The following is a 22,576-nucleotide window of genomic DNA, read 5'->3' on the forward strand; positions in this document are numbered from 1 at the left end:
AATTCACTATGCCACTACAGACAGTGTGAATTAAATTATCCGTGAGTGCAGAACCCGTTCCTCCCCTTTGAGCTCGTTGTGTTGAGAGCTTCGGAGTTTGATACAAGGGGAGGTTAGGTGGGGTTGCTGGTTTGAGGCTGAATGTAGGGTTATGTGCTTGCAATCTTCTTCTACCTTTTGTTTGTTCGCGCTTTGGCTAATGATTTGGATCGAGCTTGTGGTGAGTAGATTCCCAGTCTCACCTAGGTTCGCGGGAATGACACGGAGAGAACGCCAAACGAACAACGTCATTCTGAAGGAGCTTAAGCGAGTATTCAGAATCTACTTTCAGCGCGTTGTGATGCTGACAGTGTGAATTGAATTATCCGCGAATACGGAACCAGTTCCTCCCCTTTGAACTCGTTGCTTTGAGAGCTTTGGAGTTTGATACAAGGGGAGGTTAGGTGGGGTTGTTGGTTTGAAGCTGAATGTTGGGTTAATGCTTACAACCTTTTTTCACCTTTTGTTTGTTCGTGTTCTTGCTAATCATTTTCGATAGGGTTTGTGGTGAGTAGATTCCCAGTCTCACCTAGGTTCGCGGGAATGACGGGGAGAGAACGTGAAACGAATAGCGTCATTCTGAAGGAGCCTAAGCGAGTATTCAGAATCTACTTTCAGCGTATTGTGATGCTTAACGTGTGAATTGAATTATCCGTGAGTGCAGAACCCGTTCCTCCCCTTTGAGCTCGTTGCTTTGAGAGCTTCGGAGTTTGATACAAGGGGAGGTTAGGTGGGGTTGGTGTTTTGAGGTTGATGCTGGGTAAGGTGCTTACAACCCCCTCCAACTCCCCCCTTTTCTCGGCATAGTTTACCAAGCATTTGAATGTGGTTATCAAGGGGGAGAGTGTTCTTTGCTGCTGTGAGCTCAGTGTTTCCCACCGTCATTCTGAAGGAGCCTAAGCGATTATTCAGAATCTGCTTTCAGCGCGTTGTGATGCTGGCATTGTGAACTGAACTATCTGCGAACACGAAACCAGTCCCTCCCCTTTGAACTCGTTGTGTTGAGACCTTCGGAGTTTGATACAAGGGGAGGTTAGGTGGGGTTGGTAGTTTGAGGTTGAATGCTGGGTTAGGTGCTTGCAACCTTCTTCCACCTTTTGTTTGTTCGTGTTCTTGCGAATCATTTTCGATCGAGTTTGTGGTGAGTAGATTCCCAGTCTCACCTAGGTTCGCGGGAATGACGGAAAGAGAGAGCTAAACGAACAGCGTCATTCTGAAGGAGCCTAAGCGAGTATTCAGAATCTACTTTCAGCGCGTTGTGATGTTGCATTGTGAATTGAACTTTCCGCGATTGCAGGGCCAGTTCCTCCCCTTTGAACTCGGTGTTTTGAGATCTTCGGAGTTTGATACAAGGGGAGGTTAGGTGGGGTTGGTGGCTTGAGGCTTAACGTTGGGTAAGGTGCTTGCAACCCCCTCCAACTACCCCTTTTTCTAGACTTGATTTGCCAAGCATTTGAATGTGGTTATTAAGGGGGAGAGCTGTTCTTTGCTGCTGTGAGAACAGCGTCTTCCGACCGTCATTCAGAAGAAGTCTAAGCGATTGCGCAGGAGCTTCTAGAGGTATGTGTAAGTGTTAGGTTTTATATCAACTATTTTAACGTCGGGAAATGATGTATTTTAACTTCAAATTATTGTTATAAAGCGTTTTTCTTTGTCAGGTAATCTGTTTTTATCTGATGAGTCCGATTGGTTGATAAAGGTTTGTATGTTGAAAGCGATACAATTTTGTACTCGAAGCGAAGGGAAGTTTCTAACTCATACCACTGATCTAAAAGAAGAGGAATTTTATGAGTTAAAGATAGCTAGAGAGCGTTTAGTCAAAGTGCTAAATCACGAAGAGCTGTATGACCAAGTGATAGAGTCTTATGTTGATGCAAAATCTGCAATGTACGAAATGAGTATCCGCTCTCTTGCTGATGGGATTAATAACGATTACATCAAAGGTCACAATAAAAGAAGCAAGTTAAATCGTCTTTTCTTTAATACCTTAAATCTTAGTAAGTTATATCTTGATCGCCATTATCGTGAGAATAAGGGCAAAGATCATAAAATCAAAAGCGTCAGTTGCTTTGTTCACGGTGTTACAAACAAAGATACCGATCTTGATGAAGTTGCGTCTCAACGTTCAGCCATTTTAGAACTGAATAAGGATTATGCTTTAGGTTGTGAACTTCGTAACTTTGTTCAGCACGCGTCGCTCCCAGTTAAGAACTTTGTCTCAGGGGTTAACTATGACCCAGAAACTCGTAATTCTTTAGCTGTTTTCCATGTTCCGTTAGACAAGCAAGTTTTGATTGAAGGTGGGGTCAAGAAGAAAAAATTAGAAGGGTATTGTGACCAGATAGATTTGCATAAAGTTATGGACGGATATATCAATGCGATCTCCGAAATGCATATGCGTAGTAGGGCCTTAGTAGCAACTTGTGTTGAGGAAAGTGAAAGTCTTATTCACCAAAAGCGTAAAGAAATAGAGTCAAACTTTGAAGGTTTGCAATATGGGGTTGATATTGTGGATCATGAAAAAAGATTGTTCTCGTTACATTTGGAATGGTTTGAAGTGGTGAAACATTTAATGAAAAAGAATTCACATACACTCGATTTCAAACGATTTTCACACAAGCCTTATGACCAGCGACATCTTTGATTATTAACATTGTGTACTCGGTGAGTTTTGGTTAATGATTATCTAGTACAGAATGATTAACCAAAAAAGCCAGCAGTTAGTACCTGCTGGCAAAGTCTTTGGGCTTCTAGGTTTTTTGATTTTATTTCTTGTTACTCATCGCTGTCACGGTGCCCAGATTGGTTTTCCGGGGAAGAAAACACAGCACCGTGCGCTTTGTGCTCAAGAAATTGGAGATTAACCTTGCTTACGGATCAGGTAGTCAAATGCGCCTAAGCTTGCTTTTGCACCTTCACCCATCGCAATGATGATCTGTTTGTAAGGAACGGTTGTTGCGTCACCGGCTGCAAACACACCTTCTAGGCTAGTATCGCCACGGCTACCGACTTCAATCTCGCCACGCTCAGATAGGGCTACTTCTGAATCTTTTAGCCATTCTGTGTTTGGTACTAGGCCGATTTGAACAAAGATACCTGACAGTTCAATCTCTTTGATTTCATCTGTGTTGCGGTCTTTGTACTTCAAGCTTGTTACGCGAGTACCGTCGCCCACTACTTCTGTTGTTTGCGCCATCGTGATGATGTCTACGTTTGGTAGTGAGTTCGCTTTGTCGATAAGCACTTGGTCAGCGCGAAGTACATCGGCAAATTCAAGAACCGTTACGTGTTCTACGATACCAGCAAGGTCGATAGCGGCTTCGATGCCTGAGTTACCACCACCGATAACTGCGGTTTTCTTGCCTTTGAACAGTGGACCGTCACAGTGTGGGCAGTACGCGACACCTTTGTTGCGGTACTCTTGCTCACCCGGAACGTTCATTTCACGCCAGCGGGCACCAGGGCTTAGGATGACACTCTTACTCTTCAGCGTTGCGCCGCTTTCAAGTTGGATGTGAATCAAACCATCTTCTGTGTGTGCTGCGCCCATTAGCTTCTCAGCTTGTTGCTCAGTTACTACGTCTACGTCGTATTCTTTTAGGTGTTCTGCTAGGTCAGTTGCCAGTTTTGGACCTTCAGTACGTTTTACCGAAATGAAGTTCTCAATTGCCATGGTGTCCATAACCTGACCACCAAAACGCTTAGCAACCACGCCAGTACGAATACCTTTACGAGCGGCGTATAGAGCAGCTGCGCTACCACCAGGGCCTCCGCCGACAACAAGTACGTCGTATGGGTCTTTTTCGCTCAGTGCTTTCGCCGCTTTCTCGCTCGCGCCGTCATCCACTTTGTTTAGGATTTCAGTCAGAGACATACGACCTTGACCGAATAGCTCACCGTTCACGAATACACTTGGTACTGCCATGATGTCGCGTTGTTTCACTTCATCTTGGAACAAACCACCGTCGATCATGGTTGCTTTTACTTTCGGGTTGATCGCCGCCATCATGTTGAACGCTTGAACCACGTCCGGACAGTTTTGACACGACAACGAAATGAAGATTTCTACGTCTAGATCTTTGTCTAGTGCTGCGATTTGCTCAATCACTTCTGGTTCTAGTTTGATTGGGTGACCGCCAGAATGAAGCAGTGCCAATACTAGAGAGGTAAATTCGTGACCCATTGGCAAGCCTGCAAAGCGTAGTGCAGTGCCTTTTGCTGGGTTAGTTACCGCCATCACTGGTTTCCGTGCGCTTGCGTTGTCGTCACGTTCAACGGTGATTAGGTCGCTCATCTCTGCGATTTGGTTCGCTAGAGACAAAATGTCATTCGATGCTTTGCTTTCATCTAGACTAACCACTAAACGAACTTCTTCTTTTACATTAGCCAGATATTGTTTGAGTTGTTGTTGGATCGCTTGGTCTAACATAGTTGTTACTACCTTAATTAAAACTAAAAAGTGGTTACTGTAGATAAAACCTGAGGGGGAGAGAGCAAATCAGGCAGAAGGTCGTCAAGGTATCTAACCTGAAGTGCTCTCTAATTCAGTTCTAATCAGAAAAAGGAAATCGGGAACTGATTAGAACTTAAATTTCAGTGGCTTAGATTTTGCCAACTAGGTCTAGTGATGGAGCTAGTGTCTCTTCACCTTCTTTCCATTTAGCTGGGCAAACTTCGCCTGGGTGCGCTGCTACGTATTGAGCTGCTTTCACTTTGCGTAGTAGGTCTTCTGCGTCACGACCGATACCTTCAGCAGTGATTTCCATTGCTTGGATAGTACCTTCTGGGTCGATTAGGAACGTTGCACGGTCTGCAAGACCTTGACCTTCACGCATCACACCGAAGTTGTTTGTGATGTTGCCTGTTTGGTCGCCAAGCATGTAGTACTGAATCTTACCGATTGTGTCTGAGCTGTCGTGCCATGCTTTGTGAGTGAAGTGTGTGTCAGTTGATACTGAGTAAACTTCTACGCCACGTTTTTGTAGCTCTTCGTAGTGGTCTGCTAGGTCGCCCAGTTCTGTTGGACATACAAACGTAAAGTCTGCTGGGTAGAAGAAGAATACTGCCCATTTACCTAGAACGTCTTGTTCTGTTACTTCAACGAATTCGCCGTTTTTGTACGCTGTAGCTGCAAATGGTTTGATTTGAGTATTAATCATAATTTACTTTCCTTTGAATGTTTTAAGCTGAGCTGTTGTTGCTTTCGGAAAGTATATTCTCATCGGAGTGTGTTTAAGGAAAATCGCTTGTAACTATCCTATTGATAGCCATTTCCTATTTCACTTGATAGGGAAATCCGATGTAAGTGAGTTTGCTTTGATAGGTTTTATTGAAGATGAAGGCGGATTAGCAATAGAGAATACCGATGATGACCTTAAGTGGATCGTCTGAATAAGATCGAAAGAGCCTGCATCTCGGCAGGCTCTTTCTAATAGGAAGTGGTGAAGCGGATGCTTCTATCTTGTTAGCCCAGATTGTCGAGCACTTTGCCGCACAACTTCTTCAGCATGATCATTTCATCCAGCTCTAAGGTGATTTTACACATCATGGCGTTTGGTACTGACTTGGCTTGCTCCTTAAGGGCACGACCTTGCTCTGTTAGATTGAGTACGCGAACGCGCTCATCGGTTTCACTGCGACCACGCTCTACATAGCCTTTTGCTTCTAAACGTTTAAGCAGCGGTGTGAGTGTGCCTGAGTCCAAATGCAGTTGTGATCCCAACTCTTTCACGCTGGTACCGTCTTTCTCCCACAGCACCATCATCACTAAGTACTGCGAATAAGTCAGATCAAGCTCGTCCAGCAACGGGCGGTAAGCTCGGATCACTGCATTTGCTGCGCTGTAGAGCGGGAAGCAAACTTGGTTTTCGAGTAAGAGTTTATCGTCGTCGGTCATGGTGTTGTCGGTGTAACACTGGCTCATTGGCGTTGCCTACCTGATCACAGAGAAAGAGAGTTATAAAATAAATTGTGCACAATATAGTTGCAAACGATCTTTACTTCGATATAAGATTGCAAGCAATTAAATTGTGCACAACTTAAATTAGGAAGGACACTCGCATGACTACTCTATACAAAACTCAAGCTACCGCTTTGGCTGGTCGTAATGGTCAAGTAAAAACTGATGACGGTCTTCTCGATCTAGAGCTGTCATACCCGAAGGAAATGGGTGGCACAGGCGCAGCAACTAACCCAGAACAGCTTTTTGCAGCGGGCTATTCAGCGTGTTTTTCTAACGCGATTTTGCACGTAGCACGTGAAGGTAAAGTAAACCTGAAAAGCGCTCCTGTAACGGCAGAAGTGGGCATCGGTCCGAACGATAACGGCGGCTTTGCACTAACAGTGAGCCTAGCGGTAGAGCTAGACATGCCACAAGAACAAGCGCTAGAGCTAACGCGCATTGCACACCAAGTTTGCCCATATTCAAACGCAGTTCGTGGCAACATTGATGTGGCAGTAACGGTAAACGGCGAAGCAATTTAAGCGGTTTCAACCACTGCACAAAGACAAGAAAGCCTGCAAGTACGCAGGCTTTTTCTATATTTGAAGTAGGAGTCTAAATTTAAACTTAATTTAGTTTGTTCGAAATGCACAGGTATAGTTGGCAAGATTAGGTCAAAATCTACACGAAAAATAGAGTGTGATTAGCACTTTCTATTGATTCAAATATTTCGGTCAAACCTGCAGTATAGCTCGGCTGGTTTCGCTTGTTGTTACACCAGCGAGGTTGCCGATAGGAGTCATGTGATGAGCACTGAAACGGTAAGTTATCTAAAAAAGAATGCTGCGAAGCTTGAACTGGATGAACCAATGACGATTACGCAAAATGGTAAGCCTGTTTATGTCGTTGAGTCTTATGAAGAACGTCAGAAGCGTGATGAAGCCATTGCTTTAATGAAGTTTGTTAGCTTTGCTCAAAATGATGTTGCGAATGAACGTGTAAAGTCATCAGAAGATATGAAGAGCACGTTAGCAGCACTCAAAGATTGAGTTTGATACGAGCATGGAAGCAAAAGTTCTCTATACACAAACCTTTGAAAATACGTCTATCTATCCCCCTTGTTATGAACTGACAACAATCGGTGTGTACGACATCCGGCAATTTAGCTTTGATGGATTCAAGCTGCTTTACCGAATTGGTGACAAAAATACTATCTATGCTCTAGTGATTCTGAGTGACAAACAAAACCTACAAAACGCATTGATTGACCACTGCATCATGTTCAAATGATTCTATGAGAGACCGCATTAACGCGGTCTCTTTTGCTTTCTATCTCTAGTGTATTAACGCGACTCTAGCGGGTAAGAGCGGTAGCTCCACATGCCGTAAGTACGCAGTGCATCGCGGTAGATACCAAGCAGTTCGCCATCGCTGGCTTTGGCTAAGTCTTTCAGTGGCTTGTCTGGGTAGCTCACTGTGTCAAAAGTGATGTTTTGTGGTCCAGTTTGCCAGCTTGCGATTTCAAACAAGGTTTGACCACGGCGTACGTGGCTCGCTGAGCTGATGATGGTCGCGTGTTTAATGTTATGACGTGCCAATGCGTAGCTGCTGAATAGAGCGTTACCTACCGTGCTGGTGGCGTAGTTTTCTTCAATGATGCGATCTTTGCTGATGCCTTTTTCAATCAGCCAATCCGCCATTAACTTGCCTTCGGTTTTGTGGTTCTTCGGTACACCACCCGTCAACACGATCAACGCGTCTGGGTTTGCTTTCGCCATGGCTAGCGTGGTTTCCAAACGCTCAAGCAAGATCTGGTGCATCGAACCATCTGGATTTAGCGCGTATCCCAATGTGACGATTGCGCCTTTGTCATCCAATTTGCCTTTGTCGGCTTTCTCTTTTAGTGGCGTTGCAAGTACGCGGTCAACGGTGTCGAAGATGCGTTGGATGTCTGCGGCTTTACCTGCATTGAGCTTAGTGAGCGTCGCCATGTGTTTCGCTGATTCTGCTTGGTTGCCCTCAAAGCGTTGCCATACCGCTAAGTAAGCGTGCAAATCTACATCGTCTGGCGCAACAGAAAGGGCTTGTTCAAACAGTTCAATCGCGCGGTCTGCATTCTTGTTGTAGATCTGCGCGTTTGCTGCAGAAATCAGTAGATCAGTGCGGTACGGCTCAAGTTTGTACGCTTCTAATAAGCGGTCGGTAACAATCTCCATGTTGCTCGGCATTTTGGCGGTAAAACCCGCATGCGAGATACGCGCAGGGGATTTGAATGCCTGTACGGCGTCGTTGAGAAGTTGGTCGACAACCTGACGTTTAGTGACGATCTGTGAGTAGTCTGCGGAAGATTGAACGGCAGCATCGTTAGCCGCGATAGAGTATGGGGCAGCAGTCAGCGCAATCACGCTACCAAGAGCAATGGCAAGTAAGTTCTTCTTCATGGGGTATCCTAGAGGTGCTGTATTACCTAGTGTTTCGTGTTTTTATAGTTCGAACAAAGTCGATGGATGGGGCCAGTCTAGGTCCGGTTCATGAATAATCTGTGAAATGAATCCCAACTCAGCCGAGCGAATGAACGCGCGTGGCCAAAACGCGAAGTAGGATCACGAAAATGATGGTGTATTAATTTGTGTTCTAAGTCTCTGGATTAAAAGATAAACAGCGTTAGTGGGATGTTTTAATGAGTAAGCGCGTGAGTGGGAGGTCATCCCAACAAAAAAGGCCGTTAACCCACATGCTCGGGTTAACGGCCTTTTCTATATTCAGCGCTAAATGGCAAAGGCTTAGTTGCCTTGATTTTGGCTTTGAAGCTTCTCTTTTGCTTCTTCAACCTTTGAGAAATCCAATCCCAATTCGTCTACCGCTTCTTTGATTAGCGCAGGGTTTTGCATCACTTGCGCCATCAGCATTTGTAGCTTGTCTTGTGGCAAGCCTAGTTGGCTGATTGTTGCCATTGCCGCTAGAGGGCTTTGCGTCAGAGTCTGAAAAATCTCGTTGATTTGCTCATCGCTGATGTTGTTCTCTTTTAGCAGCGCAATAATCGGGTTCATCGCATTTCCTTTTAATCACAGAATGAAATAGAACCTGAGTTTATCACTGTCGGGTTTATGGATGGTAGTGATTGAGAGGATTTGGCGGCCCTCAATATTTCGTGCTTCTGATACTTAGGAGAGCATCGCTTTAATTGGGTTATTAACTGGTCATAATCTGAAAGAAAATCACATAAATATAACAATTAATTCACAATTAAATTACATCGCACATTTCTATTTCTTTTGTTTTGCACTTGGTTGCATATTGGGTTTAGTTTGAACTCGTAAGTCTATGTGTAACAACTAATAAGGAATATTAATGATGAGAACATTGACTATTGCCACTTTGTTGTGGGCAATGACGTTCCAAGCACTGGCTACTTCTGTTTATTACATAAACCGCACTAGTGAAGCAATACGTGTGAATTTCGTCGTCGATACCACGGAGCCTGTCGAAAATGGTTACCAGTATCGTGCGCCCTCCGAGCAAGTCATTATCCTGCCATATGAACGCGTAAAGGTGGCGGACTTTAACCGTTACTACGGCATCGTAAATGGTGCGACCTATGACTACTACATGCATGTAGATCGCCAAAATGGGCAAGACGGTGGCTGGGTAGAAGAAAGAGAGACACCTATCGCACAGCTTCGTTTGGTTGGGCATGGTGCAGGCACGACGCTATCTTACGGATATAAAAGGCTTGTACTGAAAGGTGACTATGATCCGTACGTAACGGAAGTGAATCGTGGCGATGGTCGTCATGCGGAGTTTGGCGCAAAGGCCGTTTATACCTCTGGTTTCGATGACGTTGAATTTGTGATAGCCGAGCATGACATTGCAGACATGGAGTATCGAGAGCATGTCTTACAAGTCGCGACTTATAATCTGTGGATGATCCCTTCTGTTTCTTCAGACATCGCTGCCCGCGCAGCCATGATGGAGCACAATCTGTCTGGCTACGATGTGCTAGCGCTGCAAGAGGCATTTTCGAGCTACAGAGAGCCGATGTTTGACGCTTTGAGTGATGAGTATCCTTACCGAACTGACGTGGTTGGGGGCGATAGCAATGCAATGTACGATGGTGGTGTGGTGACCTTGAGCCGATACCCAATTTTAGAATCGGATGCTCTGGTTTTTGATCATTGCTCAGGGACAGACTGTTATGCGGATAAGGGGATTGTATACACCAAAATCGATAAGAACGGCGAGATATACCATATCTTCAACACCCACCTTGCCTCTTTTGATACCCGAGAGGCAAAACGGCTACGTCGCTTGCAACTTGGCTTATTGCGAACCTTTATGCTGACCAAGCAGATTCCTGCTGACGAGGCGGTTATTTATGCTGGCGATTTCAACATCGATAAAAACAGTGACTTTATGGAGTACCTGCTGATGCTGGCAACGCTTGAGGTCGATTCTCCGGCTTACTTGGGCTACACGCCAGCAACCTTTGAGCCGAAGATCAACGCTTACGCATCGGCTAATTATTCTGGTGGCGAAAAGTCTGAGTACCTTGATTATGTATTGGTAAGTTCTGAGCATCGCAGGGCTTTTGAAAACACCAACACCGTTAAGTTGAGACAGCGAGTCACTGAAGACACGTGGGGAGAGTGGCACCTCTCGGATCACTTTAGTGTCGTGGGCAACTTTGTTTTCGATGAACGTAACTAAATAAGCGCTCTGCTCAATGCATTCGGGCCTACAGCAAGTCTGTAGGCCCGATTTATTTAATATCAAGAATAGGCGGGTAAAAGGGCTTTACGTTTGTAGTTTAGCAACATGCTCAAACTGATCACCGCGGTGAGCGTTTCTGCAAAGACAATGCTTGCCCAAATGCCGTCTTGCGGGAAAAACTTAGGCAGTAGCAATACACCCAGCGCAACAAACACAAACCCTCGACATAAGGAAATAAGCGTCGCTTGTTTTGGCTTGGCAATGGCTTGGAACAGGTTGGCTATCACCATGTTCAACCCCATCAAAGGTACCCCGAAGAAGTAGAACGTCAGTGCGCTTGCGGCGATTGGGATTAAGTCATTCGCATTACCTAAGTAAATCGAGGCAATCAGTGGCGCCGACAGCCAGATACCTAACAGAAAGACCGTACCGCTGCCCATGGCTGCTTTCACTCCCAGTTTTAGAATCTCGTCAATGCGTTCAGGTCGTCCTGCTCCGTGATTAAAGCTGAGGATTGGCTGACATGCTTGTGCGATGCCTACCATGACAAATAGGGCAAATATACCAACGTTTGTGGTCAAACCGTAGGCGATAATGTAGCCCTCACCGAACTGGTTTAGTAGGACATAATTGAACAAAATAATGGTCATTGCTGATGTGAGTTCAAGAAAGAAAGTCGGTGTACCTATACTTAAAATTTCTTTCGCTTTACTTAATCCGATGCCTTTTAAATTAAGCCTCAACGTGCCTTTCTCTCTGGCGAGATGAGTGATTAAAATTAATGCAATTAGTGTTTGTGCGACTGCCGTTCCATAGGCTGCCCCTGCCATTCCCATGTCCATTTTTATGATGAAAAAATAATCGCATGCTAGGTTAGCTATCGCACCAAAAGACATGGCATAAGTGGCCAGTTTAGGGTTTGTATCGTTGCGTACAAAGCAGGATAAAACCCAAGCGAGTGAGTAGACGACGAAAAAAGGTAGCATTGCAGACATATAATCGTGAGCATGTTTCGCTATAGAGCCTGTGGCTCCAATTGATGTAATGATTTCATCTAGCCAGACTATGCCAACTCCAACCGTTATGCTCGAAAGCAGCGCTGTGAGCAAGATTGATTGACTAAACCAGATTTGGCTGGCTCTGGATTTTCCTTTGCCAATTTCTATCGACATTTTAGCGGCGCCACCAATTCCAACCATCATTGCAATGGCGGTAAAAATGGAGAATGGCGCAACAATTAATGCCATTGCCCCGACTCCCTCGGAGCCGATGCCCATCCCGACGATGAGTGTATCGCCCATTATGAACAAGGATTTTATTAACATGCCAGTCAGCGCTGGCCATAGATACTGATAAAAGGATTTTGAAATAGGATCAGTGTTTAGGTTGATAGCCATGGAATAGAAAAATACCCGAATGTGATGAATTTATTTTCGGGTATTATTGGTACATTTAAACGTGGATGAAAGGGATTATCCGCCCTTTATATTGTACTATCTGAACATCGATGGCGAAATTCTGCAGGCGTTTCGCCCTTTTGCTTTCGATAGAAGCGGCTGAAATAAGCAGGGTCATCAAAGCCCAATTCAAAGGCTATGGTCTTGACGGTTTTGGTCGAAAACACCAGCTCTCGATTCGCTTCTAATATGATTCGGTCATGAATCAGTTGCGTGACCGTCTTGTCTCTGTCGGCTTTCACTAATTCGTTTAGACGTTTGCTTGTGAGCGCTAAGGCATCGGAGTAGAACTGGCATTTCTTTTGTTCGCGATAATGCAGTTCAATCAATTCGATCAATTGAACAATGCGAGCATCTTTCTGCTCCCCTTTTTGGAATGGCTGTTTAGAAAAGCGCAATGCATAGCGTAGAAAGCTGTTGAGGAGTGATTCTACAAGATCCCAGTCGCACGCCTCTCGTTCGCATTCTTCTTGGAGCAATGTGTAAATCGATTCTAGGTAGGGAAAACCCTCTTCGTTGCAATCAAGGTACGGTGGACGATCAATCGTAGAAAATACGGTATTCACCAGTTGCGTGCTGCGTGGATTAGTTTCAGCGAAGCCGGGGCTGAAGATCAACATGCGAACGCTTTTGCCCATAAACTCAGAACGGTGAACCTGCCCCGGTGAAATGGTAAATAAACGGCCGCGGCGGTTTTGGTATTCGATGAAATCGATGCTCTGCGTTCCGCTATTATCCAAACACCACACGATTTCCCAGTACTCGTGACGATGAGGCTCGATAAACGGTGCTTCTTGTATGCCTGAAAACTCCAGCGCTCTGAACGGCTCTCCTAAAATGAGCTGTAATTTTGGAATAGGCGGAGTGATGTTGCTCATGAATTTTCAACCGTTCGTAGAGATCATGGCTTTATTATTAATCGAATGACTTATATCGTGCACGGCTTTTATTTTGACTAATAGCCAGTGAGTTCCATGTAGCCAGTCCCAGAATGAGAGCCCTCAATACGTACTGGGCCTTCCCAATAAGGCACAGAAAGCGGCATTTTCGCGTTCGGGTTGAGAGCAGAAACGGTAAGCTCAATTTGCTGATTTGGAATCGACACTTGCCACTGGGTTGGATACTTTCGCCCTTGGATTTCTGTTTGCTTGGTTGCTTTTAAGCGAATGTCTTTTTGAGAAATGGCGATGCCAGAACCATCTTGCTGCATCAGCTTTGCGCTGGCGTAACTAGCTTGTCCGGTTTTGGAATCCCGCAATTGGAACACCACCAAACTAGTCTTGTCACTCAATCTTAGGGCAAACCAGTCCCAGCCTTGTTGTGAGTCGAGTAAGAATTGCGAGCTCCACTCTCGGTCTATCCAACCTTTGCCGGATACTTGATGGGTTTTGCCGTCGATCGTAACTTCACCGGAGACATCAATAAACGGTTGGCTGTAGTAATACGAAGCCACCTGACCATCGGCACTTTTGGTGCTGTAACCTTGTTCGCCTTGCTTTTGATAAGGCGCGTGGCTGGTAAGAGTGAGCGAGTAGCCAAACTGTTCTGAATTGGCAGTTAGCGTGGCAGGGAAGAGATCGGTGGTTGAAGAGGTCCACTGCCAATCATCGAGGTAAACACGAAATGGAGAGTCATCGACGCCGGCTAGAGATACTTGTTCGCGTGACCATTTTTCATCTGCATAGTGTTTGTCGGTTGTGGTTACCGCGCTGTGCGCCATGTATATTTGCTGAGCTTGCCATTCGGTTTTCTTCGCGTCATCTTCGCCCCTTGGCGGTGGCGGTGGCGGTGGTGGTGACGGCGGCGCAGCAGCAAAGCGAAATTGTGTCCATTGAACGCCAAGTGGGTTGCCGTCTTCATCGATTAAGTTGGCGGTTAAGTACCACCATTCATGACGAAAATTCGGGTGCGCTTGATGGTCTGCAGGGAAGGTGAGTTCAACCCCTTTTTCCACGGGTGTGAATGGGTTGATCTCGCTTTGCATATCTCCACTGCCCAGCAAAGTGCCCATATTTTGTGTGCTCATATTTTTTTGTTGGGCATCTTCACATCCAAATAGGATCAAGCTGCTTATGAGCAGAGTAAGTTTGCTTGCCAATCGAATCATCACAACACCTCGCTTTGCAAACTGGACACGACAGGCTTACTGACCAATCGCCATAGCGGAATCAAGGTTGCAATCACTGCCACCAAGATGGTGATCGCCGCAATGCTAAGGGCGTCACTCCAATTCCACAGGTAATTTAAGCTCCAACCAAAAGCACGCAAGGTGACGATATCTGTCAGCACATATCCCACCATGGCACCGAGGGGCAAGGCGATAACCAGAGTAAAACTGACCAGAGCGACGATCTGTCCGACCACCATGGTCATTAGTTTACGACGACTAACACCAAGGGCATACAGCCTTGCAATTGCGGCTTTGCGCGCGTCGAGTAACATGAAACAAGCACTGAACAAACCAATCACCGCCACCATCAAAGTCACGCCGTTGAGTGCGCGCGTAATGGCGAAGGTCTGTGAGAATATATCCAACGCGATGGATTTGATTTGCGCCTGATCGTAGAGCTGACTTGGATGCAGATTCAATTGCTCACGCAGTTGGTCGTATACGACTTGTGGGTCCCCCGAGACTTTAATACCAAGGCTTGTTGGCAGGTCGGTAAAGCCACTCTCTTGCCATAATTTGGGGGCCAATAACACTTCACCATTGGGTGAGCCATAATCATGGAAAATCGCACCCACAAGCAGGTTCTTATTTGGAGCGGCATCAAGCGTGAGCTCGCTACCCAGTGATAAACCCAGTTTGACCGCGGTTGGTTCACTGATGGCAACCAGCTCACCTTGGTAAAAGCGGGACCAGAAGTTCTCCAAATGCGATTTGAACACCATGGTTTGCTCTAAGGTGTCTTTGTCTTTGGTACCAAGCAAAATCGGTAAGCCTTGCAGATTATCGTCGACGTAGTATTGCTTGTAGACGGTCTCAACCTTGTCTAACTGCCCTAACGCGCGCTCTACATCAGCGATTTCTCCTTGCGCAGGGCTGACGTAAATATCGGCGTGTAACCTTTGTTCTAACCACTGTTTTAGGGTGGATTCAAAACTGCCAACTAGCGTGTTCATCCCCATATTGGCAGTAACGGCGAGTAGCAGTGCCATCATGGCGAGAGAAAGCGGAGAAATCAGCTCACGCAACTCAGCAAACAGATACTGCATCAAACCGGAAGTGGTGCGTTTTTCACACCAATTGGCTAAGACGCTGAGTGTTTTGGGTAGATATAGAGGAATCGACACCACAAGCACACCGAGCCACGCCATGGTAAAGCGATGATGATCGCTCAGCCACAAACCTGCAAGCGCGAGAGTCGTCAACGCAATACCTATGACGAACAATTGGTTTTCGTTAGAGGCTTCCGGTGCTTGATAAAATCCGCCATGAGAGGAGAGCGGCTGGCGCACTCGTTGTTTAAAGTGCTGCCAACATGCTAATAAGGTGGCGGCTAACGTGAGCAGCAGCGCTTGCGCCCACCATTGCCACTGCCAAGTGCCGGGCAGCAGTGTCGCACCATAAAGTTGCTCTAAAGTCAGTGCTACGGTCGGATGTAGCCAATGGCTAAGTTGCATGCCTAATACAAAACCGAGGGAAGCGCCGATGGTAACGAGAATAGTGAGTTCAACTAACAGCGCAGAGAACACAATGCTCGGCGCAACACCCGCCTGTTGAATTTGCACTAACAGACGATTACGTTTCAGCAAACTGTATTTTACGCCGTTGTAGGCAATGAACAGCCCGACTAAAAAGGCGAGTAAGCTCATTGCGGTGAGATTGAGGTGAAAGCTGTCGGTCAGTGAGCCAAGGTCTGTACTTTGATTATTGGAAATCCATTGCCCTTGCTCGCCAATCAGCTTCTGCCATTTTGCTTGCGTGTCTTTATTCCCTTTATCACCCGAATGGAAAACCGCAATGTAGCTGAGCTGTCCTTGTTTATTGAGCAGTTGCTGGGCAAAGCCAATGTCCATCAACATTCGGCTGCCTAATTGCCATTCGTCAGGCAATACCACCACTTGAGTTGGGATGTTGTCCAGAGTCAGTGTTTCTACTTCGCCTAAGTTCTGATGTTGCGATTGGCTCATCATTACGATCGGCTTCCCAGCCAAAAGCTCAGGTAAAGGTAAAGCACTGTCGAACAAAGACACGTTCTGTTGGTTTTCTGGTGACTTTCCGTTTGCAGAATACCGAGAACGCGAAGAGATAGCTGCAATCAACTCGCTGCCTTGTACTGACCAGCGACGCCCTTGTTCGTCTCTCACTCGTCCTTCGATTACCGGTAGTGCTGCACTGAGTCCGTTCTGTCTAAGGGTGAAGTAGAGTGATTCGGGCAGATAGTTTTGCCCTGCTGGTGGAATAATTAAGTTCTGAGCTTGTGCGCTAAGCTGCTCGGTAGACTCAGCATAACTGCGCTTGGCATTGAGGTTGATGGCTTGCACCGCAACAAATAAGGTTACAGCCAACACGATACCGATCAGAATCGCAGCGGCTTGCAGCGGCGCTTGTCGATAATGTGCTGCAAACAGATTCAGGGCGAGTCGAGTATGCGTGAATCTGGTGTTTAGGAGCTTAGCTTGCTTCATGATGTTGCTCATTTACATCGCCCTGATTTTGCGTCAGTCCGTTTTGCAAACGACCATCCTCCAAGCGATCATCCTTTAAACGCCCTTCTTTTAAACGTAATTGGGTTTGCATAAACTCGGCACAGTCAGGGCTGTGGGTGACTAACAGCACGGCAGTGTTGCCTTGGGTGGTGATTTCACTCAGCAGTTTCATCACTTCTAACCCTGCTTTTTGGTCAAGGTTACCTGTGGGTTCATCGGCGAGTAGAAGCTTAGGTTTGTGTGCCAATGCGCGTGCGATAGCGACTCGTTGCTGTTGACCGCCGGAAAGGGCAGAAACATGTCTGTCGAGAAGTTGGCTGATGCCTAGAGTCTCGACCAAATAATCGCACCAGTCGTTCCATTTCTGTTGATTCAAATGCAAAGGGAAGGCGATGTTTTGCTGTACGTTGAGTGGCGTTAATAGATTGAATTGCTGAAAAATAACACCGAGTTTTTGGTGTCGAAATCGGCTCCATTGTGGGTCTTTCCAAGCCGATGTGTTATCACCATCTAACCACAACTCACCATCGGAAAGCGGCTCAAAGCCAGCGATGACATTGAGTAGGGTACTTTTGCCGCTACCACTTGCGCCCGTCAGCGCGACACTCGCTGCTGTGTTCAACGTAAAGTCGACGCCTTCCAACACGCTATGTGTCTCTTTGCCATCGACAAAGCTTTTGCTGGCGTGTTTGAGTGTGACAAGTGGGCTTTCCATTTCCTCTCCTTACAATCAAAAGATGTCGTTTCTTTTGGCAGCGGCTATTTGAGTAAGTTCTATAAAAACTTTAGACAACAATTAGATAAAAACAGCGATTTACATCGATTTCCTAATAACTTGTACTGCATAGCTGGCTAAGTGGATTGATAAGGAGATAAGTTTTCCTTCTGACTGTAAGCATAAGATCGGCTTAAATCTTACTTTGTCGTTTTTGGCTTGTTTTATGTCATTTTTGCCATGGGTGTGTACGGCGAATCATCGGCACAATACACCCATCAGCCACAGACCAAACAAAGAGAGAGAAGAATGTCTAAAACTGCATTGCTATTGATTGATTTTCAAAACGACTACTACCAAAGCTACTCAGGTGCAAAATGGCCACTGTCAGGCACAGAAGAGGCGGCAGAGAACGCAGCACAACTGCTTGAAGCATTTCGCCAAAAAGGGTTACCCGTTGTGCACGTAAGACATGAGTTTCCAACAGAGGAAGCGCCGTTCTTCTTACCCAATTCTGAAGGTGCGCAAATTCACTCAAGTGTCGCACCTATCGAAGGTGAGGCTGTGGTGCTAAAGCATCAAATCAACAGCTTTCGAGGTACGGATTTGAAAGCCATTCTTGATGATGCAGATGTCACGAGATTAGTGATCGTTGGAGCGATGAGCCACATGTGTATTGATGCAGTCTCACGTGCCGCCGTAGATTTAGGGTATGAATGTCACGTCGCTCACGACGCTTGTGCGACGCTAGACTTAGAATTTGATGGCGTGAAAGTACCAGCCAAGCAAGTGCATGCAGCATTTATGGCAGCGCTAAGCTTTGGCTACTGCAACGTAGACAGCTCAGTAAAACTGCTCGAGTTAGCGAACTAACGGGTGTTCGTGGCGGCTTACATTGGGGCGCAACACACATCTCAGTAAAAGAACAAAAAAAAGCCCAACGCATTTAAAGCGTTGGGCTTTTTCTTGAATTGAGGTCGGCTTACACGTAGTACGCTTCAACTTCGCCTTTTAGCTTGATAAGCATTGGGTTACCGAAACGGTCTTTTGCTTTAGGAGAAGCAATTTTTACCCAACCTTCGCTGATGCAGTATTCTTCTACGTCAGTACGCTCTTGGCCGTTGATACGAATACCGATTTGGTGCTCGAAGCATTCTTTGATGAAGAATGGGCTACGTGGGTTACCCGCTAGGCGATCTGGTAGAGCTGGTTTAGCTGTATCTGTCATTTTGTGTGACCTTGAAGTCATTAGAAAAAGTGCGCCATTGTAGTCAGTGCAAGGCGAGTGTTCAAGGATTCTCATCGCGTATAATGACATCCTTCATTAGGCAACACGGTGTATGTTTTCGATCAAGTAGTCAACAAGCAAACGAACTCGATTGGGTAAGTACTACCTTGAAGAATAATAGACCCAGATGGTGACGATGGTCTGCTGGCGCAATTTTTCTTTAAATAATTAACTGCCTAGCATGGCGATCCCCGGTCCAGCCAGAACGGCTTGTTTCGCTAGAACAAAAAAGATACCGCCTATCAAGACGGTATCGAATGTTATGAATTTGGATGGTTAACGCTGATTAATCAGACTGTTACGAGCAACTGTCAATCAATGTCCAGCCTGAGTATGGGTCAGCAGGAGTGAGAGTCGAATCCGTCCAACGGTCGGCTTGATACAAGTTGCCTTGGTAGGTCACTTGTTCGCCCGGTTGATATTGTCTTTGCTCGAACTCTGGAATATCGGCACAAATGCCATCACCACCACCGCTGTTATCGCCAATCACTTTCAATGATGTTGAGTCTGAGGCATTTAGCTCGCCATCAGAAACCTGCAATGAAATCGTGAAGGTGAGGTCTGGGTCTGTGACCGGAGCCGTTACCACTAACGTGTCGCTATTGGTGTCGCCGACAACCGTTAGGTCAGAAGGGACACTCCATTGATAGCTAATCACGTCGCCATCTGGATCAGAAGCGTTAGCCGTGATGGTTACGCTTTCGCCGCTGTTTACCTGATAGTTCGGAGACAGTGAAACGCTTGGTGGATTATTATCGACTGGTGGCTTATCGCCGCCGTCACCGCCCCAAATTGAGCCGTCACAATCGTTGCCAACCAAACACGTTGGGTTTTGCGCGTAAGCGTCGACTTTGTTGTCTAGCCAGCCGTTGTCCGTGCCGTTCGAGCCAATGGTAACGACCGCCGTAGTTGAGCCACCACCCCAAAGTAAGGCAAACACGTTGCTTGCTGGTAGATCTTGCATAGCCACATGAGACCAGTCGTAGCCTGCGTCTTTTTCTAACAATTCGCGAACGTTACTCGCACCGTTGTAAGTGGTTGGATTGAGCTGCTTGTCGAGTAGGCCAGTACGTACGTTGTTGATATCCGTGCCGATGCGCGCATCACCCATAAAGTAAGAGCCACCAGACGCTTCATGCTCTACGTTGATCAGTGTATTGCCTTCATCTTGAGTCGGCATGTGGCCACCTGGGATTTGCCAAATCATGGCCGGAGACTCAACGCCATCACTGATGGTTTTCACATAAGATAGGTAACGCGTCCAGCTGGTGGCGTTGTACGCGTAGTTCGCGATCGCTTCTGAGCCGAAACCGTCGCGCTCATATTTGTCGAACACAATGTAATCTGGTTGGTAAGTGCCAGTGTAAACATCCAGCGAGTTGACGAAGTTCGCCACTTCTTGGCCTTTGTCAGCCGATTGGTCGTCGGTCTGGTGAATCCAGTTGGCAGAGCCTACCGCCCACAAGTTGATTTGCCAGCCGTAAGTTACGTCTTCTGCCAAGCCATTCATGATGAAGTTGAGTGACGCAATGTAGCCTTTCAGCGTGTTCTCGAATTGAGGCACGGCAACTGGTGGCTGATAACCGTAGGTCGTCTTCATGTAATCCAACGCACGAGCCAGTTGGTCATTCACATTGACCGCGCCAGCTTGGTTTAGGTCATCCACATGGCTTGGGTTTTTCTGTAGTTCACCGAGGAAGTCTGGGTTAAGCACAAACGACATTGGCGAGCTGCCATCACCAGCCGCGTACTCCTGCGCCGCGATGGCTTGAGTAATGAAGGTCGCGTAATGTTTGTAGAGCAATTCATCATCGACTAAGTCTGTCCAGCTTGCACCACCACTTGCGTTTGCGGTGTAAACCACCATCACTGGCAGAACGTGATGGCCTGAAAGATCTGAAGCGCTTTGTGCATTTGCGTAGGTTCTATGCAGCGGAAGCTCGTCTTTCGGCAAGATCACGCCCGGATCACCGGAACCACTCAAGCCTGCGTATTTGAAGATTGCATTGACCTTGGTTGTACCGATTTCATTGGTGGTCTGTTCGCTGTCGTTCGTCACCGTGCCGTTTGCTACGTAGTCTGGGAAGCCTTTGACTGCAAGGCTCATCGCTTCACGGAATGGTAGCGTTAGCAACAACGGAGCATCACTTTGCGTGACAGAGACAGAGTCATCACCGTCATAGGCGTAACGCGTGTCTCCAGCAAACACCGAATCGATTTGGATGTCGTACTCACCCGGCTTAACGTCGTCAGGTAAGGTGAATGGCGAGCTAGTAATCTCGTAGCTGTAGCGACTAGAGCCATCTTTCGCGACAAGGTTGAGCACAATTGGCATCGCTTCTTGAGGTAAGTCGACAATGCTTGCTTGAACGGTAGTGAAGTCGTCACTGGCGATAGGTGTTTCAACAATATTGGTGCTGATTTCTGTCGCCGTGTCTTTGTTGACCAAGACATCGAGGTTGTCGCTCGGTTGGTAAAGCACGTTGTTTACCGTAATAGGTGAGTAGGAGAGATCGTATTTGTGGTTATCAAGCAGTTTGCTGATGTCGATCTCGCCGCCAAATGGCACCACTAGGCTGCGTTCAACGTCTTGTGTGCCTGCCGCTTTCACGGTGGCATCTGTGGTTAGGCTTGCCGTAATGCCATCCAGTGCAGGCATGGTGAGCGAGATGGTCGCGTAGTAAATAAACGCATCGTACTGCACGGAAACACTTGGCTGTGTTGCATCGCTATCCACGGTCACGGTTGAGGTTGGCGAGGAGGCGTGGGCAATCCCCATTTCGCTCGTTACATCTTGCGCGGTGACTTGATATTCGCCATCTTGGAGGTGCTCCAGAACAAAGCTTCTTCCCCACGGGACAGACACGGTCTCACTGTAGTTTTCACCCTCGACCAAAATCGATGCCGCGGCTAGGCTGGCGTGTGGTGCATTTGGTGCTTGTAGGGTGATTTTGCCTTGAAGCGCAGGATCATTCTTGATGATCACCTTCTCGACGTGCACGTCGTTTCCATCGATGTAATCACCATTGCTGGCATTGAGACCAAAGAAGATTTGAGCCGTTTGACCATCGTTTAGAATTTGTGACGTGCTGTCATGAGTAAAGACAAACGTATTGGGAGCAGGGCTGCTGACATTAAAAGGTGCGCCCCATGAACTATTCACCGTCGCGTCTTTGTCTGACGTTACCCAAATCTCTGCGTCCGCTAAGTCTAATTGCTGACCCGAGATATTCTTCAAATCGACCTGCGCTTGTGAGTACCACTGGTCAACCTGTGGCACGGTTATCGTGGCAGAGACTGACTCGCTTTGAGCGGCCGTTATGATGTTTTCTTGTGTTGCGCCGAGTGCAGAGGTGGCCATGATTGGGGAACCCATGAGCACCGCGGTTACCATCAAACTGATTGTTGTTTTCTTCATTGTTGAATCCTCATCACTCGCTTTAAAAAAGCTAAGTGACTGTCCTTGTTGATTTTCTATTCGAGGGGGATTTCCGGCGAGGACTTCAAACACTAAGCAAACGTCACAAAGAGAGGGAAGGCCCTTGATCTAACCACTGCCGAAATCATTTATATTTTTTGCTTACATCCAGTTACAAATGAAAAGAAACAACTCAAAATTTGAAGGCCGATTCAGAAAAAAATCACCATATGCACTTGGTTTTATAAGTTAAGCTAATTTATTGATTGGGATGAATATTAGTGTCAATTATTGATGGTTAGAGTATTTACTTGATTAATGCTTTTGGTTGGGTGGGAGAGTATTGTTGGGGCGA

19 protein-coding genes are annotated in these 22,576 nt (G+C 46.5%); 7 read left to right on the forward strand and 12 right to left on the reverse strand.

The annotated features are described in order from the left end of the window. Positions 1 to 1,690: 1,690 nt before the first annotated feature. Together KIO97_RS03885 and KIO97_RS03890 are read left to right on the forward strand one after the other, a co-directional pair. On the forward strand, positions 1,691 to 2,683 hold the full coding sequence (locus KIO97_RS03885; protein ID WP_285381059.1) for a hypothetical protein: 993 nt from the start codon (positions 1,691 to 1,693) through the stop codon (positions 2,681 to 2,683). Between the two features lie 52 nt (positions 2,684 to 2,735). Further along, positions 2,736 to 2,903 carry a hypothetical protein gene (locus tag KIO97_RS03890; RefSeq protein ID WP_285381061.1) on the forward strand — a complete coding sequence of 56 codons (168 nt, stop codon included), beginning with the start codon at positions 2,736 to 2,738 and terminating at the stop codon, positions 2,901 to 2,903. On the opposite strand, the gene ahpF is transcribed toward KIO97_RS03890, so the two are convergent. From ahpF to KIO97_RS03905, 3 genes are all read right to left on the reverse strand, one after another. Next, complete coding sequence (gene ahpF, locus KIO97_RS03895; protein WP_005374617.1) at positions 2,900 to 4,468, reverse strand: alkyl hydroperoxide reductase subunit F; 1,569 nt, start codon at positions 4,466 to 4,468, stop codon at positions 2,900 to 2,902. The two genes, KIO97_RS03890 and ahpF, sit on opposite strands and share 4 nt — an antisense overlap. 172 nt (positions 4,469 to 4,640) lie before the next feature. Then, entirely contained in the window at positions 4,641 to 5,198 is a 558-nt protein-coding gene (gene ahpC / locus KIO97_RS03900; protein WP_005374632.1) for an alkyl hydroperoxide reductase subunit C, read from the reverse strand. A 305-nt stretch (positions 5,199 to 5,503) separates the two neighbouring features. Then, complete coding sequence (locus tag KIO97_RS03905) at positions 5,504 to 5,962, reverse strand: MarR family winged helix-turn-helix transcriptional regulator (RefSeq protein ID WP_285381063.1); 459 nt, start codon at positions 5,960 to 5,962, stop codon at positions 5,504 to 5,506. A 137-nt stretch (positions 5,963 to 6,099) separates the two neighbouring features. Here KIO97_RS03905 and KIO97_RS03910 point away from each other — a divergent pair, with 137 nt between their 5' ends. The 3 genes from KIO97_RS03910 to KIO97_RS03920 all read left to right on the forward strand — a co-directional run bounded on the left by KIO97_RS03910 (position 6,100) and on the right by KIO97_RS03920 (position 7,270). After that, entirely contained in the window at positions 6,100 to 6,522 is a 423-nt protein-coding gene (locus KIO97_RS03910; RefSeq protein WP_005374640.1) for an organic hydroperoxide resistance protein, read from the forward strand. Between the two features lie 264 nt (positions 6,523 to 6,786). Then, on the forward strand, positions 6,787 to 7,029 hold the full coding sequence (locus KIO97_RS03915; RefSeq protein WP_005434233.1) for a type II toxin-antitoxin system Phd/YefM family antitoxin: 243 nt from the start codon (positions 6,787 to 6,789) through the stop codon (positions 7,027 to 7,029). Positions 7,030 to 7,042: 13 nt separating this feature from the next. Further along, positions 7,043 to 7,270: a plasmid stabilization protein gene (locus KIO97_RS03920; protein WP_285381065.1), complete on the forward strand. Its 228-nt coding sequence runs from the start codon at positions 7,043 to 7,045 to the stop codon at positions 7,268 to 7,270. A gap of 53 nt (positions 7,271 to 7,323) precedes the next feature. Here KIO97_RS03920 and KIO97_RS03925 read toward each other — a convergent pair whose 3' ends face one another. Together KIO97_RS03925 and KIO97_RS03930 are read right to left on the reverse strand one after the other, a co-directional pair. After that, positions 7,324 to 8,421 (reverse strand): YdcF family protein, encoded by a 1,098-nt coding sequence (locus KIO97_RS03925; protein WP_285381066.1) that lies wholly within the window; start codon positions 8,419 to 8,421, stop codon positions 7,324 to 7,326. Between the two features lie 342 nt (positions 8,422 to 8,763). Next, positions 8,764 to 9,030 carry a DUF2999 family protein gene (locus tag KIO97_RS03930; protein WP_285381067.1) on the reverse strand — a complete coding sequence of 89 codons (267 nt, stop codon included), beginning with the start codon at positions 9,028 to 9,030 and terminating at the stop codon, positions 8,764 to 8,766. A 301-nt stretch (positions 9,031 to 9,331) separates the two neighbouring features. Here KIO97_RS03930 and KIO97_RS03935 point away from each other — a divergent pair, with 301 nt between their 5' ends. Next, on the forward strand, positions 9,332 to 10,687 hold the full coding sequence (locus tag KIO97_RS03935; RefSeq protein ID WP_285381069.1) for a sphingomyelin phosphodiesterase: 1,356 nt from the start codon (positions 9,332 to 9,334) through the stop codon (positions 10,685 to 10,687). Positions 10,688 to 10,749: 62 nt separating this feature from the next. Here the strand turns inward: KIO97_RS03935 and KIO97_RS03940 are convergent, their stop codons facing one another. The 5 genes from KIO97_RS03940 to KIO97_RS03960 all read right to left on the reverse strand — a co-directional run bounded on the left by KIO97_RS03940 (position 10,750) and on the right by KIO97_RS03960 (position 17,515). Further along, the gene (locus tag KIO97_RS03940; protein ID WP_285381071.1) at positions 10,750 to 12,087 is read right to left on the reverse strand and encodes an MATE family efflux transporter; all 1,338 of its coding nucleotides are present in this window, start codon (positions 12,085 to 12,087) and stop codon (positions 10,750 to 10,752) included. A gap of 86 nt (positions 12,088 to 12,173) precedes the next feature. After that, positions 12,174 to 13,025, reverse strand: coding sequence for a helix-turn-helix domain-containing protein (locus tag KIO97_RS03945; RefSeq protein ID WP_285381073.1), 852 nt, complete (start codon positions 13,023 to 13,025; stop codon positions 12,174 to 12,176). A gap of 77 nt (positions 13,026 to 13,102) precedes the next feature. Next, a complete protein-coding gene (locus tag KIO97_RS03950; RefSeq protein ID WP_285381075.1) occupies positions 13,103 to 14,254 on the reverse strand; it encodes a lipocalin-like domain-containing protein in 1,152 nt (383 codons plus the stop codon). Further along, on the reverse strand, positions 14,254 to 16,779 hold the full coding sequence (locus tag KIO97_RS03955; protein ID WP_285381360.1) for an ABC transporter permease: 2,526 nt from the start codon (positions 16,777 to 16,779) through the stop codon (positions 14,254 to 14,256). Before KIO97_RS03955 ends, KIO97_RS03950 begins: the two co-directional genes overlap by 1 nt. Further along, positions 16,766 to 17,515 carry an ABC transporter ATP-binding protein gene (locus KIO97_RS03960; protein ID WP_285381076.1) on the reverse strand — a complete coding sequence of 250 codons (750 nt, stop codon included), beginning with the start codon at positions 17,513 to 17,515 and terminating at the stop codon, positions 16,766 to 16,768. Before KIO97_RS03960 ends, KIO97_RS03955 begins: the two co-directional genes overlap by 14 nt. A 309-nt stretch (positions 17,516 to 17,824) precedes the next feature. Here KIO97_RS03960 and KIO97_RS03965 point away from each other — a divergent pair, with 309 nt between their 5' ends. Next, on the forward strand, positions 17,825 to 18,388 hold the full coding sequence (locus KIO97_RS03965) for a cysteine hydrolase family protein (RefSeq protein ID WP_282252051.1): 564 nt from the start codon (positions 17,825 to 17,827) through the stop codon (positions 18,386 to 18,388). Positions 18,389 to 18,497: 109 nt separating this feature from the next. Here KIO97_RS03965 and KIO97_RS03970 read toward each other — a convergent pair whose 3' ends face one another. Both KIO97_RS03970 and KIO97_RS03975 read right to left on the reverse strand, forming a co-directional pair. Next, on the reverse strand, positions 18,498 to 18,743 hold the full coding sequence (locus tag KIO97_RS03970; protein WP_005374689.1) for a DUF3297 family protein: 246 nt from the start codon (positions 18,741 to 18,743) through the stop codon (positions 18,498 to 18,500). 358 nt (positions 18,744 to 19,101) lie between these two features. After that, the gene (locus KIO97_RS03975) at positions 19,102 to 22,221 is read right to left on the reverse strand and encodes a hydrogenase expression protein (RefSeq protein WP_285381080.1); all 3,120 of its coding nucleotides are present in this window, start codon (positions 22,219 to 22,221) and stop codon (positions 19,102 to 19,104) included. Between the last annotated feature and the right edge of the window lie 355 nt (positions 22,222 to 22,576).

The sequence above is a fragment of the Vibrio sp. B181a genome (assembly GCF_030248375.1).
Lineage (GTDB): Bacteria > Pseudomonadota > Gammaproteobacteria > Enterobacterales > Vibrionaceae > Vibrio > Vibrio campbellii.

Excerpts from the sequence above, each read along its gene's own strand:
- KIO97_RS03890 (WP_285381061.1), top strand. The coding sequence starts at position 2,736 with ATGATTAACCAAAAAAGCCAGCAGTTAGTACCTGCTGGCAAAGTCTTT.
- ahpF (WP_005374617.1), bottom strand. The coding sequence starts at position 4,468 with ATGTTAGACCAAGCGATCCAACAACAACTCAAACAATATCTGGCTAAT.
- ahpC (WP_005374632.1), bottom strand. The coding sequence starts at position 5,198 with ATGATTAATACTCAAATCAAACCATTTGCAGCTACAGCGTACAAAAAC.
- KIO97_RS03905 (WP_285381063.1), bottom strand. The coding sequence starts at position 5,962 with ATGAGCCAGTGTTACACCGACAACACCATGACCGACGACGATAAACTC.
- KIO97_RS03910 (WP_005374640.1), top strand. The coding sequence starts at position 6,100 with ATGACTACTCTATACAAAACTCAAGCTACCGCTTTGGCTGGTCGTAAT.
- KIO97_RS03915 (WP_005434233.1), top strand. The coding sequence starts at position 6,787 with ATGAGCACTGAAACGGTAAGTTATCTAAAAAAGAATGCTGCGAAGCTT.
- KIO97_RS03920 (WP_285381065.1), top strand. The coding sequence starts at position 7,043 with ATGGAAGCAAAAGTTCTCTATACACAAACCTTTGAAAATACGTCTATC.
- KIO97_RS03925 (WP_285381066.1), bottom strand. The coding sequence starts at position 8,421 with ATGAAGAAGAACTTACTTGCCATTGCTCTTGGTAGCGTGATTGCGCTG.
- KIO97_RS03930 (WP_285381067.1), bottom strand. The coding sequence starts at position 9,030 with ATGAACCCGATTATTGCGCTGCTAAAAGAGAACAACATCAGCGATGAG.
- KIO97_RS03935 (WP_285381069.1), top strand. The coding sequence starts at position 9,332 with ATGATGAGAACATTGACTATTGCCACTTTGTTGTGGGCAATGACGTTC.
- KIO97_RS03940 (WP_285381071.1), bottom strand. The coding sequence starts at position 12,087 with ATGGCTATCAACCTAAACACTGATCCTATTTCAAAATCCTTTTATCAG.
- KIO97_RS03945 (WP_285381073.1), bottom strand. The coding sequence starts at position 13,025 with ATGAGCAACATCACTCCGCCTATTCCAAAATTACAGCTCATTTTAGGA.
- KIO97_RS03950 (WP_285381075.1), bottom strand. The coding sequence starts at position 14,254 with ATGATTCGATTGGCAAGCAAACTTACTCTGCTCATAAGCAGCTTGATC.
- KIO97_RS03955 (WP_285381360.1), bottom strand. The coding sequence starts at position 16,779 with ATGAAGCAAGCTAAGCTCCTAAACACCAGATTCACGCATACTCGACTC.
- KIO97_RS03960 (WP_285381076.1), bottom strand. The coding sequence starts at position 17,515 with ATGGAAAGCCCACTTGTCACACTCAAACACGCCAGCAAAAGCTTTGTC.
- KIO97_RS03965 (WP_282252051.1), top strand. The coding sequence starts at position 17,825 with ATGTCTAAAACTGCATTGCTATTGATTGATTTTCAAAACGACTACTAC.
- KIO97_RS03970 (WP_005374689.1), bottom strand. The coding sequence starts at position 18,743 with ATGACAGATACAGCTAAACCAGCTCTACCAGATCGCCTAGCGGGTAAC.
- KIO97_RS03975 (WP_285381080.1), bottom strand. The coding sequence starts at position 22,221 with ATGAAGAAAACAACAATCAGTTTGATGGTAACCGCGGTGCTCATGGGT.